Origin of the sequence: Methylobacterium sp. WL12 (genome assembly GCF_008039475.1) — a bacterium.
Lineage (GTDB): Bacteria > Pseudomonadota > Alphaproteobacteria > Rhizobiales > Beijerinckiaceae > Methylobacterium > Methylobacterium cerastii.
Genome location: NZ_VRUW01000058.1, coordinates 1 through 16,341 on the forward strand (window position 1 = coordinate 1; position 16,341 = coordinate 16,341).

The 16,341-nt window shown below is 71.0% G+C and carries 13 protein-coding genes and 1 pseudogene; 6 read left to right on the plus strand and 8 right to left on the minus strand.

What is annotated here, in order from left to right; all coding sequences use genetic code 11:
* Positions 1 to 117 (plus strand): annotated as a pseudogene (locus FV226_RS18840) (IS5/IS1182 family transposase); the annotation flags it as partial.
* A 9-nt stretch (positions 118 to 126) separates the two neighbouring features.
* Here FV226_RS18840 and FV226_RS18845 read toward each other — a convergent pair.
* Positions 127 to 2,673, minus strand: coding sequence for a glycogen/starch/alpha-glucan phosphorylase (locus tag FV226_RS18845; RefSeq protein ID WP_187278797.1), 2,547 nt, complete (start codon positions 2,671 to 2,673; stop codon positions 127 to 129).
* Positions 2,674 to 2,995: 322 nt separating this feature from the next.
* On the opposite strand from FV226_RS18845, the gene FV226_RS18850 reads away from it, so the two are divergent.
* Together FV226_RS18850 and glgA are read left to right on the plus strand one after the other, a co-directional pair.
* Positions 2,996 to 4,582, plus strand: a complete 1,587-nt coding sequence (locus FV226_RS18850) for an alpha-amylase family glycosyl hydrolase (RefSeq protein WP_147764089.1) — start codon at positions 2,996 to 2,998, stop codon at positions 4,580 to 4,582.
* Positions 4,583 to 4,757: 175 nt separating this feature from the next.
* Complete coding sequence (glgA, locus tag FV226_RS18855) at positions 4,758 to 6,293, plus strand: glycogen synthase GlgA (protein ID WP_147764090.1); 1,536 nt, start codon at positions 4,758 to 4,760, stop codon at positions 6,291 to 6,293.
* A 26-nt stretch (positions 6,294 to 6,319) separates the two neighbouring features.
* On the opposite strand, the gene FV226_RS18860 is transcribed toward glgA, so the two are convergent.
* From FV226_RS18860 to FV226_RS18890, 7 genes are all read right to left on the minus strand, one after another.
* The gene (locus tag FV226_RS18860) at positions 6,320 to 7,753 is read right to left on the minus strand and encodes a DUF2142 domain-containing protein (RefSeq protein ID WP_147764091.1); all 1,434 of its coding nucleotides are present in this window, start codon (positions 7,751 to 7,753) and stop codon (positions 6,320 to 6,322) included.
* Complete coding sequence (locus tag FV226_RS18865) at positions 7,750 to 8,535, minus strand: glycosyltransferase family 2 protein (protein ID WP_147764092.1); 786 nt, start codon at positions 8,533 to 8,535, stop codon at positions 7,750 to 7,752. The genes FV226_RS18860 and FV226_RS18865 overlap by 4 nt, the downstream gene beginning before the upstream one ends.
* Positions 8,536 to 8,580: 45 nt before the next feature.
* Positions 8,581 to 9,540: a glycosyltransferase family 2 protein gene (locus FV226_RS18870; protein ID WP_147764093.1), complete on the minus strand. Its 960-nt coding sequence runs from the start codon at positions 9,538 to 9,540 to the stop codon at positions 8,581 to 8,583.
* Positions 9,537 to 10,412, minus strand: a complete 876-nt coding sequence (locus FV226_RS18875) for a glycosyltransferase family 2 protein (RefSeq protein ID WP_238271966.1) — start codon at positions 10,410 to 10,412, stop codon at positions 9,537 to 9,539. Before FV226_RS18875 ends, FV226_RS18870 begins: the two co-directional genes overlap by 4 nt.
* Positions 10,413 to 10,545: 133 nt before the next feature.
* Positions 10,546 to 11,664 (minus strand): NADH:flavin oxidoreductase/NADH oxidase, encoded by a 1,119-nt coding sequence (locus tag FV226_RS18880; RefSeq protein ID WP_147764095.1) that lies wholly within the window; start codon positions 11,662 to 11,664, stop codon positions 10,546 to 10,548.
* A 129-nt stretch (positions 11,665 to 11,793) separates the two neighbouring features.
* On the minus strand, positions 11,794 to 13,725 hold the full coding sequence (locus FV226_RS18885; RefSeq protein ID WP_147764096.1) for a propionyl-CoA synthetase: 1,932 nt from the start codon (positions 13,723 to 13,725) through the stop codon (positions 11,794 to 11,796).
* 156 nt (positions 13,726 to 13,881) lie between these two features.
* Positions 13,882 to 14,064, minus strand: a complete 183-nt coding sequence (locus tag FV226_RS18890; RefSeq protein WP_147751100.1) for a DUF465 domain-containing protein — start codon at positions 14,062 to 14,064, stop codon at positions 13,882 to 13,884.
* Between the two features lie 157 nt (positions 14,065 to 14,221).
* Between FV226_RS18890 and FV226_RS18895 the strand changes: the two genes are divergently transcribed.
* The 3 genes from FV226_RS18895 to FV226_RS18905 all read left to right on the plus strand — a co-directional run bounded on the left by FV226_RS18895 (position 14,222) and on the right by FV226_RS18905 (position 16,157).
* Positions 14,222 to 14,440 (plus strand): DUF465 domain-containing protein, encoded by a 219-nt coding sequence (locus FV226_RS18895; RefSeq protein ID WP_147751101.1) that lies wholly within the window; start codon positions 14,222 to 14,224, stop codon positions 14,438 to 14,440.
* A 122-nt stretch (positions 14,441 to 14,562) separates the two neighbouring features.
* Positions 14,563 to 15,060 (plus strand): 5-(carboxyamino)imidazole ribonucleotide mutase, encoded by a 498-nt coding sequence (gene purE / locus FV226_RS18900; RefSeq protein WP_147764097.1) that lies wholly within the window; start codon positions 14,563 to 14,565, stop codon positions 15,058 to 15,060.
* Positions 15,057 to 16,157, plus strand: a complete 1,101-nt coding sequence (locus FV226_RS18905; protein ID WP_147764098.1) for a 5-(carboxyamino)imidazole ribonucleotide synthase — start codon at positions 15,057 to 15,059, stop codon at positions 16,155 to 16,157. Before purE ends, FV226_RS18905 begins: the two co-directional genes overlap by 4 nt.
* The last annotated feature ends 184 nt before the right edge of the window (positions 16,158 to 16,341 follow it).

Below are 16,341 nucleotides of genomic sequence, written 5' to 3' on the forward strand. Positions count from 1 at the left end.
ATCAGTCGATGCCGCAGGCTCGCCCGTGATCACGAGGCGACGGCCTCTTCCGCACTCGCCTTCTTCGTCCTGGCAGCAGCCATGATCCTCGTCAGACGCCTGGCACGAGCGTTATGAAACGGGGTCTTAGACCTGCACCCGCCAGATCTCCTCGGCGTATTCCCGCATCGAGCGGTCGGAGGAGAACCACGCCATCCGCGCGGTGTTGCGGATCGCCATGGCCCACCAGCGGGCCTGGTCCTTCCAGGCGGCGTCGATCTGGCGCTGGGCCCGCCAGTAATCGTCGAAGTCGACGGTGAGCAGGTACTGGTCGCGGTGGCGCAGGTCGTCGGTCAGCGGCCGGAAGCGGTTCGGCTCGTCGGGCGAGAACCGGCCCGAGGCGATCATGTCGAGGGCGGCGCCCAGGCGCGGAGAGGCCTGGATCGCCTTTTGGGCGTAGTTGGTCTCGGTGATGCGCGCCTGCACGCCGGCGGCGTCGAGGCCGAAGATGAAGATGTTGTCCGCGCCGACGTGGTCGCGGATCTCGATGTTGGCGCCGTCGAGCGTGCCGACGGTGAGCGCGCCGTTCAGCGCGAGCTTCATGTTGCCGGTGCCCGACGCCTCCATGCCGGCGGTGGAGATCTGCTCGGACAGGTCGGCGGCCGGGATGATCGCCTCGGCGAGGCTCACCGAGTAGTTCGGCAGGAACACCACCTTCAGCCGGTCGGCGACCTCGGGGTCGTCGTTGACGGCCTTGGCGACGTCCAACGCCAGCTTGATGATCAGCTTGGCCTGGCTGTAGCTCGGCGCCGCCTTGCCGCCGAAGATCTTGACGCGGGGCGTCCAATCCTTGTGCGGCTCGGCCTTGATCGCCTGGTAGAGCGCCACCGTCTCGATGACGTTGAGCAGCTGGCGCTTGTATTCGTGGATGCGCTTGATCTGCACGTCGAACAGGGCCGAAGGGTCGACCTCGATCCCGGTGCGCTCGGCAATGATTTCGGCGAGCGCCTGCTTGCGGCTGAAGCGGGCCGCCGCGTAACGCTTCACGAAGGCCGGATCCTCGGCGAAGGCATCGAGGCCGCGCAGCAGGCCCGGGTCGTCGAGGACGCCGGATCCGACGGCCTCGACCGCGAGCCGGGTCAGGCCGGGGTTGGCGTTGTGGAGCCAGCGGCGGAAGGTGATGCCGTTGGTCTTGTTGACGATCTTGTCGCCGTCGAGGGCGTGCAGGTCGCGGAACACCGTCGAGCGCATCAGGTCGGTGTGGAGCGCGGAGACGCCGTTCACCCGGCGGGCGCCGTGGAAGGCGAGGTGCCCCATCCGCACGCGACGCCCCTGCGATTCGTCGATCAGCGAGACCGAGGCGAGGTGGGCGGCGAAGTTCGTCTCGCCCTGCCGGCCGTGGCGGCCCTGCTCTTCGAGGTGCATCCAGTTGATCAGGTAGATGATCTGCATGTGGCGCGGCAGCAGCCGTTCCATCAGCTCCACCGGCCAGGTCTCGAGGGCTTCCGGAAGCAGGGTGTGGTTGGTGTAGTGCAGCGTGTTGGTGGTGACGTGCCAAGCGTCCTCCCACTGCAGGCCGTGATCCTCCAGCAGGATGCGCATCAGCTCCGGTACCGCGATCGCCGGGTGCGTGTCGTTGAGCTGGATCGCGGCGTGGTCGTGCAGCGAGCGGACGTCGCCGCGCTCGGCCACGTGCCGCCGGACGAGGTCCTGCAGCGAGGCGGAGGTGAAGAAGTATTCCTGGCGCAGGCGCAGCTCCTGGCCGGCGGTGGAGGAATCGCTCGGATACAGCACCCGCGAGATCGCCTCGGCCCGCATCCGGGCGGAGACCGCGCCGACGTGGTCGCCGCCGTTGAACTGCGCCAGCTCCACCGGCGCCTCACTCTCGGCCTTCCAGAGCCGCAGCGTGTTGACGGTCTTGCCCTTCCAGCCGACCACCGGCACGTCGTGCGCCACGGCCAGCACGGTCTCGGCGGGATACCAGTGCCGGCGGATCACGCCGTCCGACACCGCGGCCATGGTGACGTGGCCGCCGAAGCCGATCGTGTAGGTCGCGTCCGGCCGCGCGAACTCCCACGGGTTGCCTTCCGCGAGCCAGGTCTCGGGCGCCTCGCGCTGCCAGCCGTCCTCGAAGGTCTGCCGGAACAGGCCGTGATCGTAGCGGATGCCGTAGCCCATCGCCGGGATGCCGATGCTCGCCATGCTCTCCATGAAGCAGGCGGCCAGCCGCCCGAGGCCGCCGTTGCCGAGCGCCGCGTCGGGCTCCGCGCCCTCCACGGTGCCGAGGTCGACGCCGAGGCTCTGCAACGCGGCGCGGGTGGTCTCGACGAGGCCGAGGTTGTTCATCGCATCGGACAGAAGCCGACCGATCAGGAATTCGAGGGAGAGGTAGTAGACGCGCTTGTTCGGCACCGACGCGTCCGTCGCCTGGCAGGCGTCGACGATCCGGTCGCGCAGCGCAAGCGCGGTGGCGGCGAACCAGTCGCGCTCGCGCGCCGTCTCGGGGGTCTTGCCGATGGCGTAGGCGAGCTTGCCGCGGATCGCCTCGCGAAGGTCGGCGACGGCGTCGCCGGAGGCGGGCTGAGCCGGCTTGTCCCAGACGGCGGGCTCGCGGAACGTCGCATGGGTCGTCCGCTCCGGTGCATCGGACCGGTCTTCACCGGGTGCGGGTGCCAGAATAGCGTCTTTCAGCACGTGCAATCCCCCATCGTCCGCGCCAGCGCGTCTTCGCGTCTCGAGCGCCACTAGCGTCCTTCGGCGGTTCTCGACCTCGCCACCTGAGGATCGACGATCCTGCGGTCGCTCACCGATCTTGTCGAGGCGTCGCCGGGGCCCGACCACGTCGGCGGCGGCGATCTCGTCCGCCTTTGTGTCCTTTCAGACACAAGCACCGTCGCACCCAAACCCGACAGGACTTTGTCACGCCGGTGTTGAACTCCGGGTGAACCCTGGCCCCATCGCGCCCTGCCTGCGGAGCCGCTAAAGCCGGGGCCTGTCAACTTCGGGGATATCGTCCATGGCCGACACCGTCTGGTGGAAGCGCGGCACCGTCTACCAAGTCTACCCGCGCTCGTTCCAGGACACGGACGGCGACGGGATCGGCGACCTGCGCGGGATCACGGCGCGGCTCGAACACCTCGCCTGGCTCGGGGTCGACGCGGTCTGGATCTCGCCGATCTATCCCTCGCCGATGGCCGATTATGGCTACGACGTGGCGGATTACTGTGGAATCGACCCGCTCTTCGGCACGCTGGCAGACTTCGACGACCTCGTTGCAGAAGCCCGCCGGCGGCGACTGAAGGTGATTCTCGACTTCGTGCCGAATCACAGCGCGATCACGCATCCGTGGTTTGCCGAAAGCCGCGCCTCGCGAACGAACCCGCGGCGGGACTGGTACATCTGGCGCGATCCGGCGCCGGATGGCGGCCCGCCCAACAACTGGCTCAGCAACTTCGGCGGCCCGGCCTGGACGCTCGATCCGGCGACCGGGCAATTCTACTACCACGCCTTCCTGAGCGAGCAGCCCGACCTGAACTGGCGCAACCCGGAGGTCCGCGCCGCCATGCACGACGCCCTGCGGTTCTGGCTCGACCGCGGCGTCGACGGGTTCCGCGTCGACGTGATCTGGCACCTGATGAAGGACGCCGGATTTCGCGACAACCCGGAGAACCCGGACTTCTCGCCCGAGCAGGCGGAGATCAACCGCTTCGCCCAGGTCTACTCGGCCGACCGCCCGGAGGTCCTGGACGTCATCGCCGAGATGCGCGCGGTGCTGCGCCCCTACGGCGAGCGGGTGCTGATCGGCGAGATCTACCTGCCGATGGAGCGGCTGATGGCCTATTACGGCCCTGATCTGAGCGGCGCCGACATGCCGTTCAACTTCCAGTTGATCCAGACGCCGTGGACCGCCGAGGCGGTGTCCGACCTCGTCGAGAACTACGAGGCGGCCCTGCCCGAGGGCGGCTGGCCGAACTGGGTGCTCGGCAACCACGACCAGCCGCGCATCGCCGCCCGCGTCGGACCGGATCAGGCGCGGATCGCGGCGATGCTGCTGCTGACGCTGCGCGGCACGCCGACGCTGTACTACGGCGACGAGATCGGGCTCGCCCACGTGCCGATCCCGCCCGACCGGGTCCGCGACCCGTGGGAGCGCAACGAGCCCGGCCACGGCCGCGACCCCGAGCGGACGCCGATGCAGTGGGACGGCGAGACCCATGCCGGCTTTTCCACCGCAGAGCCCTGGCTGCCGCTCTCGCCGGATGCGGCGACCCGGAACGTCGACGCCCTGCGCGACGACCCGACCTCGATCCTCACGCTGTATCGGCGGCTCCTCGCCCTACGCCGCGAGCACGCGGCACTGTCGGTGGGCGCCTATCGCGGCGTCGCGGCCAGCGCCGCGGACGTGTTCGCCTACGAGCGCTTTTCCGCGGACGGCGTGTTCCGCATCCTGCTCAATTTCGGCGAGGCGGCGCACGCCCTCGACCTGAAGGGCGACGAAACCTGGACGGTGGTGCTGTCGACCCGGGGCCATCGCGGCGGGGAGCGCACCGCTGCAACGGTCGAACTCGGGCCGAACGAGGGGCTGATCCTGCGCAGGATCTAGGCGCGCGACCGCTTATGCCGCAGTGCAATGCGATGAACCGCCCATTAACGGTCTGATGGCCTAGATTGTGCGTCGCAGCGGAAACCGGCGGGGCACGAGGGCGTTGGCAATGTCGAGATCGGTTGCGGATGAAGCGGTGCGCCAGGACCGTTCCGCACGGCGCGGAATCCCCTTGATGGTCGAGCCCCAAGCGTTCCATTCCGCTTCTGCGAACGCCCTCCGGCCGATCCCGACGCCGTCGAACGCCCTGCCCGACCTTCGCACCGCACTGCAGCCCCGCATCCTCTACGCCACGCCGGAGATGGCCGACTTCGTCAAGACCGGCGGTCTCGGCGAGGTGGCCGGCGCGCTGCCGCGAGCGCTGCGCAAGCAGTACGACGTCCGCGTCCTGATCCCCGGCTACCGGCAGGTGGTGGAGGCGTTCCCGTCCATGCCCGTGGTGGCGCGGCTCGACGGCTTCGCCGGCGTCCCGCCCTGCGATCTCGGCCTCGTCGAGACCGGCGACGGCCTTCGCATCTACGTCCTGCTCAGCCCCGACCTGTACGAGCGCGACGGCACGCCCTACGGCAACGCCGACGGCGACTTCTCCGACAACGACCTGCGCTTCGCGCGGCTGAGCCTCGCGGCCGCAGAGATCGCGCAGGGTGCCGACCCCGCCTGGGCCGCCGACCTGCTCCACCTCAACGACTGGCAATCGGCGCTGGCCCCGGCCTACCTCGCCTGGCGCCGCATCCGCGTGCCGAGCGTGCTGACGATCCATAACCTCGCCTACCAGGGCTTGTTTCCGCGTGAGACCATGGCCCGCCTCGGCATGCCCGAGGACGCCTTCGACATGAACGGCGTCGAGTTCTACGGGCAGCTCTCGTTCCTGAAGGCGGGCCTGTACTACGCCACCCACGTCACCACGGTGAGCGAGACCTACGCCCGCGAGATCCTGACGCCGGATTCCGGCTGCGGCCTCGACGGCCTGCTGCGGACGCGGGCGGCGCAAGGCCGGCTCGCCGGCATCCTCAACGGCATCGACGAGAGCTGGGACCCACGCACCGACCCGCACCTCGCCACCCGCTTCGAGGCCGACGACTGGAAGGGCAAGCGCGCCAACGCCGAATCGGTGCGGCGCCAGTTCGGGCTTGCGGTCTCGCGCGGGCCGCTCTTCGCCATCGTCTCGCGCCTCGTGCACCAGAAGGGCATCGACCTCTCGATCCAGGCTGCGGAGACCATCGTCGCCGAGGGCGGCCAGCTCGTGGCCATCGGCCAAGGCGAGGCCCGGTTCGAGGACGCGCTGCGCGGCCTCGCCCGACGCCACCCGGATTCGGTCGGCGTCCACGTCGGGTTCGAGGAGCGGGACGCCCGCCGGATGTTCGCCGGCAGCGACTTCCTGCTGATGCCGTCGCGCTTCGAGCCCTGCGGCCTTGCGCAGATGTACGCCCAGCGCTTCGGCTCGCTGCCGATCGTGCGACGCACCGGGGGCCTCGCCGACACGGTCGAGGACGGCGTCACCGGCTTCACCTTCGCCGACCCGTCGCCGCGGGGCTTCACCGGCGCCGTGCGCCGGGCGCTCGACACCTTCGCCCAGAAGAAGCGGCTCAACGCCATGCGCCGGACGGCGATGTCGCGCACCTTCGGCTGGGACGAGGCCGCCGCCAACTACGGCGACCTCTACGGCCGCGCATTCGGCAACGGCGCCGCCCTGCGCTGGCGCGCCGCCTGAGGCACAACGACACGAGGTCGCGCCCGTCACAGGGTCGCGAACGGCACAACGGTGAGCCCGATGGCCGCGAGCGCGATCGGCGCGAACCGGAGAACGCGGCGCCTTGATCCGGTCGCGGCGTTCGCCATTGAGAGCGCGAACAGCGGCAGGATCGGCAGCAGGTAGCGCCCCTGCGGACCGTCGACGCGGGGATCGCCGACATTCGTCCAGCTGAGATACTGCGACAGCAGGACGAGCCACAAAGCGAGCCCGGCGGCGAACGCCATCAGCGCGAGCGACGCCCCGCCCTCGCGTCGTCTTCCGGAGCCGGCCGCTGCCGCGGCGAGCGCAGCGATCCACAGCCAGACGACGATTTTGGGCAGGTGGCGATCGTGCCAGCCGAGGATGCCGACCGTGCCCTCGGACAGCATGACCAGGTGCTTCACCGAAAGGAGGAAGCGCGCCGGCACGGTGACGAAGCGGACCGGGTCCGCCGTCAGCACGCGAAGCTGTGCTGCCGGATCGGTGCCCAGGAACGTCGCCGGACGCTCGCCCGGCCAGAGCGGACCCGCCTCGTAGGCCGCGCGCGGCACCGGCGTCGCGATAGTCGCCGTGGCGTACACGGTCCAGAGCGCAGCGGGCAGCACGACCGCCGCGACCAATGCCAGGCGTGGCAGCAGCCCGGCGCCGACCTGCCGCCAGGTCCCACTTGGGAGCGGCAGAAGCAGCATCAGCGCGATCGGCGCGTAGGGCGGCTTCGCCAGCAGGATCAGGGCGACGAGCACGGCCGCGGCGGCGTAGCGCCGTCTGCCCGGCGGCGCACCCGTCTCGACGGTCAGGAGTGCGGCCGCGAGGATCGCGGTGGCGACGATCAGGCCGTCCTGGTTAAACGAGGCGGCGAGCGACAGCGCCATCGGCAGGGCGAGCACGGCGAAGAGCCAGGCCCGCCCGCGCCGCGCCAGCACGAGGGCGCAGGCGCCGACCAGCCCGTAGGCCACGACGTTGAACAGGCGTCCGAGCCGGGCGGAGGCGCGGGCCGACAGGTCGAGGGCGTGGCCGAGCCCGAGACCCGCGGCCGCCGGCCCGTAGAAGACGGGGACGTAGGTGGCGATCGTGTAGAGCGGCGCGAAGGCGCCGGCACCGCCCCAGGGACCGGTGCCGACCGCCGGATCGACCGGCGCCGCCGCGATCCGGGCGTCGGCCGGCTCCCGCGTGCGGGCGAGCGCCTCCCAGACCGGGTCGACGCGCACGCCCGCCGCGATTGCCGCCCGCCCGTCGGGCCGGGTGATCGTCTCGCGATGCCCGACGAGCTGGCCTTGGGCGAGGCTCGCCGCGCGCATGAGGTGAGACGGTTCGTCCGCGACCTCGCCGAGGGGGACGGCGAGCGCGAGCACGAGGCAGAGCGGCATCGCCAGGAGCAGGAACGCGCCGAGCCAGAGACGCAGGTCGGCGGCGCCTATCAGGCCGTCCGGGATTCTCATCGCCGCGGCGTCTCGGCCACCGGTCGCACGCGCGTCCCCTCGGCGGGCGCGAAGAGCGGGTCCTGCCGCAATCCGAGGCGGTGCAGGCGGTAGGCGAAGGCGGTGCGCAACACGCCAAACCCATAGACGACGCTGCGCCGGAAGTTGATCGACGAGGCTTCGGCAAAGTACCGCGTCGGGCACGAGATTTCGCCGATGCGGTGGTCGGCGTGCATCGCCAGGGCGAGCATCTGGTTGTCGAACACGAAGTCGTCCGAGCAGCGGTCGAGGGGGATCGTCTCGATCACCTGGCGGCTCCAGGCGCGATAGCCGGAATGATATTCCGACAGCTTCTGGCCCATCAGGATGTTCTGCAGCAGCGTCAGCACGCGGTTCGCCACGTACTTGTAGCGGGGCATCCCGCCTGCCAGCGCGCCCTTGCCGAGGATGCGCGAGGCGAGGACGGCATCGTACTCGCCGGACACGATCATCGAGGCCATCGCGGTGACGAGGCGCGGCGCGTACTGGTAGTCCGGGTGGAGCATGACGACGATGTCGGCGCCCCGCGCCAGCGCCGCCCGGTAGCAGGTCTTCTGGTTGCCGCCGTAGCCGCGGTTGCGCTCGTGCCGGATGGTGTGGATGCCGAGGCTTTCAGCGAGCGCCGCCGTCCGGTCGCGGCTCGCGTCGTCGATCAGGATGATGTCGTCGACGATGTCCTTGGGGATGTCGTCGAACGTCCGCCGCAGGGTCGCCTCGGCGTTGTAGGCCGGGAGGACGACGGCGATCTTCTGTCCGTGAAGCATGAGATCCTTCTGCGATCGGCGCGCGCGGCGTGGGCGTCTTCGAATTCAGGGCGCGCGGCGAAGCCGCACGAGGAGGCCCGGCATCGCGCCGGCGAGCAGCAGGGCGGCGTGGACGACCTGCCCCGCCTCCCGCGGCGAGCGCCGCAGCAGCGCCAACCCGAGCCGTAGCGGAAGCTGGAACGCGAAGGTCGCCCCCGCGAGCTTCAGCGCCGTCGCAAAGCCATGGTGCTTGGCCGCGTAGAGGATGCGGCTGCGCTGGATATAGAACAGGCGCCGCGCCTTCACCTGTCGGGTCGTCCCCTGCCCGTCGTGCCGGACCGTCACCTCGGCGAGGTGGCGGACCGTGAAGCCCGCATCCCAGACGCGGGCGCAGAGGTCGACGTCCTCGTAATAGACGTGGAAGCGCTCGTCGAAGCCGCCGAGCCGTTCGAACAGCGAGCGCCGGATCATCAGGAAAGCGCCCATCACCTGATCGACCGGCCCTGACGCGGCGTGGTCCCACTCCGTCATGAAGTGCGTCGGCACCCGCCCCGGCAGCAGCCGGTCGAGGTGGAGTTCCTGTCCGATCAAGCTTTTCGCGCTCGGGCGCCGCGCACACATCCGCTGCACTTGGCCCACGCCGTCGACCAGCTGCGCGCCGACGACGCCGACGGTCGGGTCTTGCGCAAGCGCGGCCAGCGCCAGCCGCAGGGCGTCCGGCCCGGCCTCGGTGTCGGGATTCAGGAACAGGATCGCCGGCGCCCGGCCAAGCGCGGCACCCTGGTTGCAGGCGCGGCCGAACCCGGCGTTGTCGGGGTTGCGCAGCACGGTGAGCCGAAGGTCCGGCCGCTCCAGCCCGTCGGCGGAGCCGTCGACGGAGCCGTTGTCGACGACGACCACCGCCTTTGCGGGGTCTTCGCCGGCGGCAGCCAGGCTCGCGAGGCAGGCGCGCACCAGGGCGCCGCCGTTCCAGTTGACGATCACGACGTCGATCTCGGCCGGGCCTTGGGCGAGGGGCGCCGTCATGGCGCGTCGGCCGGGCGCCCGAGCCGGCCACGGAAGCCGTCGAGCACCGCTTGCGCGAGCCGCCGCAGCACTGCCGGCCGGTAGCCGCCGTCGCGCCAGTACAGCGCGACCTGAAGCGGGAGGTAGGCGAGCTGGCGCAGCTTCCACGGCAGCGGGATGTGGCGCAGGCGCCAGCCGTAGACGGAGTTGCGGAGATACGTCGCCATACGGAACAGCGGCTGGCGTGGCGTCTCGATGCCGAACGCGCGGATCGTGCCGCCGCCGACGCGGTGGCCGATCGTGGCCTCCCGCGTCATCCAGCACCCATAGCCGGCGCTCCAGGCGCGAAAGCACCATTCGAGCTCGACGCCGTCGATGAAGTAGTCCGCCCGGAACGGCCCGACGGCGCGGAACGCCGCCACGTCGATGAGTGAACCGGAGGTGGCCAGGAATTCCACCGGCAGCAGCGTGCCGACCGCCTCGCGGCCGGGGCGTTGCCGGAACCGCGGGGGCTTGGCGGCGTCGTTCGCCCGCCCCGGCACCGGGCCGACCACCGCGCAAGGACGGTTCTCGGCCAGCAGGCGGTCGCGGGCCCCGGCCAGGGCGGCGACCATGTCCGGGCCGACCTGCGCGTCCTGGTCCAGCAGGAGCACGGCGTCCGCGCCCCCGCGCGCCGCCGCCTCGACGACGGCGTTGAGCGCTGCGGCGACGCCGACATTGGTCTCGGCCGACAGCAGGCGCACGCCGGCCGCCTCGAGCTTCATGCGATCCACCGGTCCGAGGCCGCCGTTGTCGAAGGCGAGGACCGGATGCGAGCTTCCGGCGTAGCGCCGGACGATGTCGTCGACTTGGTCGCGGCTCGGGTGGAACAGGGTCAGGCCGATGGCCAGCATCTCGCACATCCAAGACTGGCCGCGCAGGACGGGCTGCGCAGGACAGGCCGCGGCCGGCCTACGGCCCGAGCCGATACCGGAATCGCGCGCCCGAGGCGAGGCCCGGGCGATCGAGGCTCGGTGCCCAGCGCGATCAGCGCTGTCCGAAGGTCGGGTCCTTGAACAGGTCCTTGTAGGCCCGCGGCTGCGAGCGCCAGTACTGCTTGGGCGCCCGCACGGTCGCGCCGAGCTCGGCCGCCGCGTGCCAGGGCCAGCGCGGATCGTAGAGCATGGCGCGGGCGAGCGAGATCGCGTCCGCCCGGCCCTCGGCCAGGATCGCCTCGGCCTCGGCCGGCTCGGTGATCAGCCCGACGGCCATGGTCGCGAGCCCGGTCTCGGCCCTGATCCGCTCGGCGTAGGGCACCTGGTAGCCCGGCCCGAGCTTGATCGCCTGCTTCGGCGAGACGCCGCCGGTGGAGACGTGGATCGCCGGCGAGCCGGCCTGCTTCAGGCGCTGGGCGAGTTCGACGGTCTCCTCCAGGTCCCAGCCGTCCTCGACCCAGTCGGTGGCCGAGACCCGCATCCATACCGGATGGCCCGCGGGCACCACCGCGCGCACGGCCTCGAACACCTCGAGCGGGAACCGCATCCGGTTTTCCAGGCTGCCGCCGTAGGCGTCGGTGCGCTCGTTGGCGAGCGGCGAGAGGAACTGGTGGAGCAGGTAGCCGTGGGCGCCGTGCAGCTCGAACGCCTCGATTCCGAGCCGAACCGCGCGCTTGGCGGTGGCGACGAAGTCGTCGCGGATGCGCTTGAGGTCTGCCGCGTCGAGGGCGTGGGGCGCCACCTCGCCGTCGCCGTGCGCCAGCGCCGACGGCGCCTCGGTGCGCCATCCGTAGGGATGCTCCGGCGCGATCTGCTGGCCGCCGTCCCACGGCGCCTGGCTCGACGCCTTGCGGCCGGCATGGGCGATCTGGATGCAGACCGGGATCGGCGCGTAGTCGCGGATCGCCGACAGAACCCGGCCCAAGGCCCGCTCGCAGCCGTCGGAATAGAGCCCGAGGTCCCACGCCGTGATGCGCGCCTCGGGCGACACCGCCGTCGCCTCCAGCGTCAGCAGCCCGGCGCCCGACATCGCGAGCTGCCCGAGATGCATCATGTGCCAGTCGGTCGCCTCGCCGTCGCGCGCCGAGTACTGGCACATCGGCGCGATCAGGATGCGGTTCTCCAGCGTCAGGTCGTCGAGCTTGAGCGGTTCGAACAGGCGGGCGGTCATCGGCAACTCCGGGTTGCGGGGGCCCGCGCTGTGTGCCGCACTCTCGAAGCCGACGCCAGTTCGCCGCCTCATGCCGGTCCTCCGCCGAGCTTTGCTCTCGGCTTGCTGCCGCGACGCGGCTTCTGCGCCTCACCCCTCCCCGATCCCCCGCGCCTTCAGGCTTTCGCCGATCTCGTCCAGGACGCCCGCGTCGTCGATGGTCGCCGGCATGGTCCAGGGCTCGTGGTCGGCGATGCGCTTCATCGTGGCGCGCAGGATCTTGCCCGAGCGGGTCTTCGGCAGCCGCTGCACCGTAAGCGCGAGCTTGAAGGCGGCCACGGGGCCGATCTCGTCGCGGACCTTGGCGACCAGCTCGCGCTCGATCTCGGCCGGATCGCGCGCGACCTGCGCCTTGAGCACGACGAAGCCGCAGGGCGCCTCGCCCTTCAGCGCGTCGCGGATGCCGATGACCGCGCATTCGGCGACGTCGGGGTGGGACGACAGCACCGCCTCCATCCCGCCGGTGGAAAGCCGGTGGCCGGCGACGTTGATGATGTCGTCCGTCCGCCCGAGCACGGTGATGTAGCCGTCGGCGTCGATCACGCCCGCATCCGAGGTGTCGTACCAGCCGGGAAAGGTCTCGAGATAGCTCGTGCGCATCCGGGTATCGGAGCCCCACAGGGTCGGCAGGCATCCCGGCGGCAGCGGCAGGCGGATCGCGATGGTGCCCATCGTGCCGGCGGGCACCGGCTTGCCGCCCTCGTCGAGCACCTGCACGTCGTAGCCCGGCATCGGCACGCAGGTGCTGCCGTGCTTGACCGGGAGCAGCCCCAGGCCGACCGGGTTGCCGGCGATCGGCCAGCCGGTCTCGGTCTGCCACCAATGGTCGACCACCGGCCGGTCGAGCACGCGCTCGGCCCAGGCGACCGAAGCCGGGTCCGCGCGCTCGCCGGCCAGGAACAGGGTGCGGAAGCGCGAGAGGTCGTGGCCAGCCACATGGCTGCCTTTCGAATCCTCCTTCTTGATCGCGCGGAGCGCCGTCGGCGCCGTGAACAGGCAGACCGTGCCGGTCTCGGCGACGACCCGCCAGAACGCGCCGGGATCGGGGGTGCCGACCGGCTTGCCCTCGTACAGGACCGTGGTGCAGCCGTGCAGCAGCGGCGCGTAGACGATGTAGGAATGGCCGACCACCCAGCCGATGTCGGAAGCGCAGAAGTAGGTCTCGCCGGGCTGCACGCCGTAGAGGTTGGACATCGACCAGCTGAGCGCGACGAGGTAGCCGCCGGTGTCGCGCACCACGCCCTTGGGCTTGCCGGTGGTGCCGGAGGTGTAGAGCACGTAGAGCGGGTCGGTCGCGGCCATCGGCACGCAGTCCGGCTTCCGCCCCTCGGCCGCCGCGACCGCCTCGGCCCAATCCCGGTCGCGGCCCTCGACGAGGCTCGCGAGGGCTTGCGGGCGCTGAAGGATGAGGCAGGCGGCGGGCTTGTGCCGGGCCGTGGCGAGGGCGGCGTCCAGCAGCGGCTTGTAGGCGACCACCCGGCTCGGCTCGATGCCGCAGGAGGCGGCGAGCACCACCTTCGGCGCCGCGTCCTCGATCCGGACGCTCAGCTCGTTGGCGGCGAACCCGCCGAACACCACCGAGTGCACCGCGCCGATGCGGGCGCAGGCGAGCATGCCGAACAGGGCTTCAGGCACCATCGGCATGTAGAGGATCACCCGGTCGCCCCGGCCGACGCCGAGGTCGGCGAGCACGGCGGCCAGGGCCGAGACCTCGCGCAGGAGGTCCGCATAGGTGATGGCGCGCTTGGTGCCCGTGGCCGGCGAATCGTAGCGGATCGCGACCTGCTCCGCGCGGCCGCCGGCGACGTGCCGATCGACGGCGTTCCAGCAGGCGTTCAGCGCCCCGTCGGGGAACCAGCGACCGTAGGGGCCGGACTTGGGCTCGAAGGCCCGGGTCGGCTCCGTCGTCCAGTCGATCGCCCGCGCCGCGTCGAGCCAGAACCCCTCGGGGTCGCGCATCGCGCGCTCATGCACCGCGGCGTAGCGCGACGGCAGGTCTGGGGAGGGGTCGGCGGTCGGCATGGCGGCTCCTCGGACGGGGCGGCCTCTTCGGGGGCCGCCGCCTGGCAGCGAAGCTAGCAGGATTGCGGGCCGCGCAGGATCGAGCGGCTGCATAAAAAAGCCGCGCCGTGGGGGACGGCGCGGCGGATCTCGGTGTCGTGCTTCGAAACAGGTCCGTCAGTGCAGCGTGTCGACGCCCGCCTGCAGCCGGTTGATCTCGTCCTTCAGGAGAAGTTTGCGCCGCTTCAACTCGGCGATGTGCAGGTCGTCCTCGGACGGCCTCAGCGTCGCCTGGTGGATTTCGCGTTCGAGGGCTTCGTGCTTCCGGGTGAGCTGGCTCAGATGCGTCTGCAGCGACATGAGTCGTGTCTCCTGTCATCGTTCCGACGCGGGGAATCTGGCACATGTCGAGCCGGCTGTCGAAGGCAATCCTCAGCCTATGCCTCACGAATGCTTGCCGCTCGGGCGTGCCTGACGCATGCTCGATTCCGGCACAGGATGGTTTTCGAAGGCGGCGATGGCGGTTGAGTTGGTCCCGGATGCGCAATCCGAACTGGACGTCGAGCTGGCGCGGCTGAAACAGGAGCATCGCGACCTCGACGACGCGATCGATGCCCTCGAGCGCAACGTCGCCGGCGACCAGCTGCAGATCCAGCGCCTGAAGAAGCGCAAGCTGACGCTGCGCGACAGGATCGCCTTCGTCGAGGACCAGATCACCCCCGACATCATCGCCTGATGCCGGTGGATGCCGGTGCGCCTCGCCTTGCCGCGCCGGATCGGCGCCTGTAAGCGGCGAGCTTGCCAGCGGCGAGGACGGGTCGACCGGCCCGCATCGCGAAGGAAATGGGTTTGACGCGGATGGTGCCGTCGCCTGCGGTCGCGATCATCATGGGCAGCCAGTCCGACTGGGCGACCATGCGGAACGCCGCCGACACCCTCGACGCGCTCGGCGTCGCCTACGACGCGCGCATCGTCTCGGCTCATCGCACGCCGGACCGGCTGGTGGCCTTCGCCAAGGGCGCCAAGGCTGCCGGCTTCAAGGTCGTGATCGCGGGCGCGGGCGGCTCGGCGCACCTGCCGGGCATGGCCGCCGCGATGACGAGCCTCCCGGTCTTCGGCGTGCCGGTGGAATCGAAGGCGTTGTCGGGACAGGACAGCCTGCTCTCGATCGTGCAGATGCCGGCCGGCATTCCCGTCGGCACCCTGGCGATCGGCCGGGCCGGCGCGGTGAACGCCGCGCTGCTCGCCGCCGCCGTGCTCGCCCTGTCCGACGACGCGTTGGCCCAGCGCCTGGACGCCTGGCGCGCGGCCCAGACCGCATCCGTCGCCGAACGGCCGGAGACCGAGACCCCGTGACCCCAAAGACCATCGCGCCCGGCGGCACCCTCGGCATCGTCGGCGGCGGCCAGCTCGGCCGCATGATCGCGCTGGCCGCGGCCAACATGGGCCTCAAGGCCCACATCTACTGCCCCGATGCCGACAGCCCGGCCTTCGACGTGGCGGCGAAGACCACCTGCGCCGCCTACGACGACGCGGAGGCGCTGACGCGATTCGCGCAAAGCGTCGACGTGGTGACCTACGAGTTCGAGAACATCCCGCGCGAGACCGCCGACCTGCTCGCGGCCCACGCCGCCCTGCATCCCAGCGCCTCGGCGCTGGCGACGACGCAGGACCGGCTGTCGGAGAAGGACTTCATCAACCGCCTCGGCATCCCGACGGCGCCGTTCCGCGCCGTCGACACCCCGGACGACTTCGCCCGCGCCCTCGACGCGATCGGCCGCCCGGCCGTGCTGAAGACCCGCCGCTTCGGTTACGACGGCAAGGGCCAGCGCATCATCCGGACGGAGGCCGAATCGGACCGCAACGCGATCTTCGCCGAGTTCGGCGGCGCGGCTTTGATCCTCGAAGGCTTCGTCGCGTTCGAGCGGGAAGTCTCGGTGGTCGCGGCGCGGGCCGCCGACGGGAGCTTCGCCGCCTTCGACCTGTGCGAGAACGAGCACCGCGACCACATCCTCGCCGTCACCCGCGTGCCGGCGCCGGGCATCGCACCCGAGACGGCGCAGGCCGCCCTCGGCATCGCCCGGACGATCGCCGACGCCCTCGACTACGTCGGGGTGCTCGCCGTCGAGATGTTCCTGGTGCGCGAGGCCGACGGCGCCGAGCGCCTCGTCGTGAACGAGATCGCGCCGCGGGTGCACAATTCCGGGCACTGGACGATCGAGGGCGCGACCACCTCGCAGTTCGCCCAGCACGTGCGCGCGGTCTGCGGCTGGCCGCTGGGCGATCCGTCCCGCCCGGGCGGATTGAAGGCCGAGATGCGCAACCTCATCGGCGACGAGGTGGAAGGCTGGCGATCGGTGCTGGCCGAGCCCGGCGCGCACCTCCACCTCTACGGCAAGGGCGAGGCCCGGCCCGGCCGCAAGATGGGCCACGTCACCCGCCTCAAGCCCTGAACTCCGATGCATCCGCACCACAGCGGATGACTCGCGTGCCCCCCGCTTCGACGTTCGCGACGACTTTTCGCGTCGAGCCATACGTTCGCCACATCGGCCCGCATCAACGGGATCGTCGCCCGCGCTTAATCGGGCGTTCACCGCGATGCGCGAACGTGCCGGGGCCAACGCAACCGGATCGGAC

What these genes read in the sequence shown, in the direction of transcription:
- FV226_RS18850 (WP_147764089.1), top strand. Translation starts at nt 2,996, where the DNA reads ATGGCCGACACCGTCTGGTGGAAGCGCGGCACCGTCTACCAAGTCTAC.
- glgA (WP_147764090.1), top strand. Translation starts at nt 4,758, where the DNA reads ATGGTCGAGCCCCAAGCGTTCCATTCCGCTTCTGCGAACGCCCTCCGG.
- FV226_RS18860 (WP_147764091.1), bottom strand. Translation starts at nt 7,753, where the DNA reads ATGAGAATCCCGGACGGCCTGATAGGCGCCGCCGACCTGCGTCTCTGG.
- FV226_RS18865 (WP_147764092.1), bottom strand. Translation starts at nt 8,535, where the DNA reads ATGCTTCACGGACAGAAGATCGCCGTCGTCCTCCCGGCCTACAACGCC.
- FV226_RS18870 (WP_147764093.1), bottom strand. Translation starts at nt 9,540, where the DNA reads ATGACGGCGCCCCTCGCCCAAGGCCCGGCCGAGATCGACGTCGTGATC.
- FV226_RS18875 (WP_238271966.1), bottom strand. Translation starts at nt 10,412, where the DNA reads ATGCTGGCCATCGGCCTGACCCTGTTCCACCCGAGCCGCGACCAAGTC.
- FV226_RS18880 (WP_147764095.1), bottom strand. Translation starts at nt 11,664, where the DNA reads ATGACCGCCCGCCTGTTCGAACCGCTCAAGCTCGACGACCTGACGCTG.
- FV226_RS18885 (WP_147764096.1), bottom strand. Translation starts at nt 13,725, where the DNA reads ATGCCGACCGCCGACCCCTCCCCAGACCTGCCGTCGCGCTACGCCGCG.
- FV226_RS18890 (WP_147751100.1), bottom strand. Translation starts at nt 14,064, where the DNA reads ATGTCGCTGCAGACGCATCTGAGCCAGCTCACCCGGAAGCACGAAGCC.
- FV226_RS18895 (WP_147751101.1), top strand. Translation starts at nt 14,222, where the DNA reads ATGGCGGTTGAGTTGGTCCCGGATGCGCAATCCGAACTGGACGTCGAG.
- purE (WP_147764097.1), top strand. Translation starts at nt 14,563, where the DNA reads ATGGTGCCGTCGCCTGCGGTCGCGATCATCATGGGCAGCCAGTCCGAC.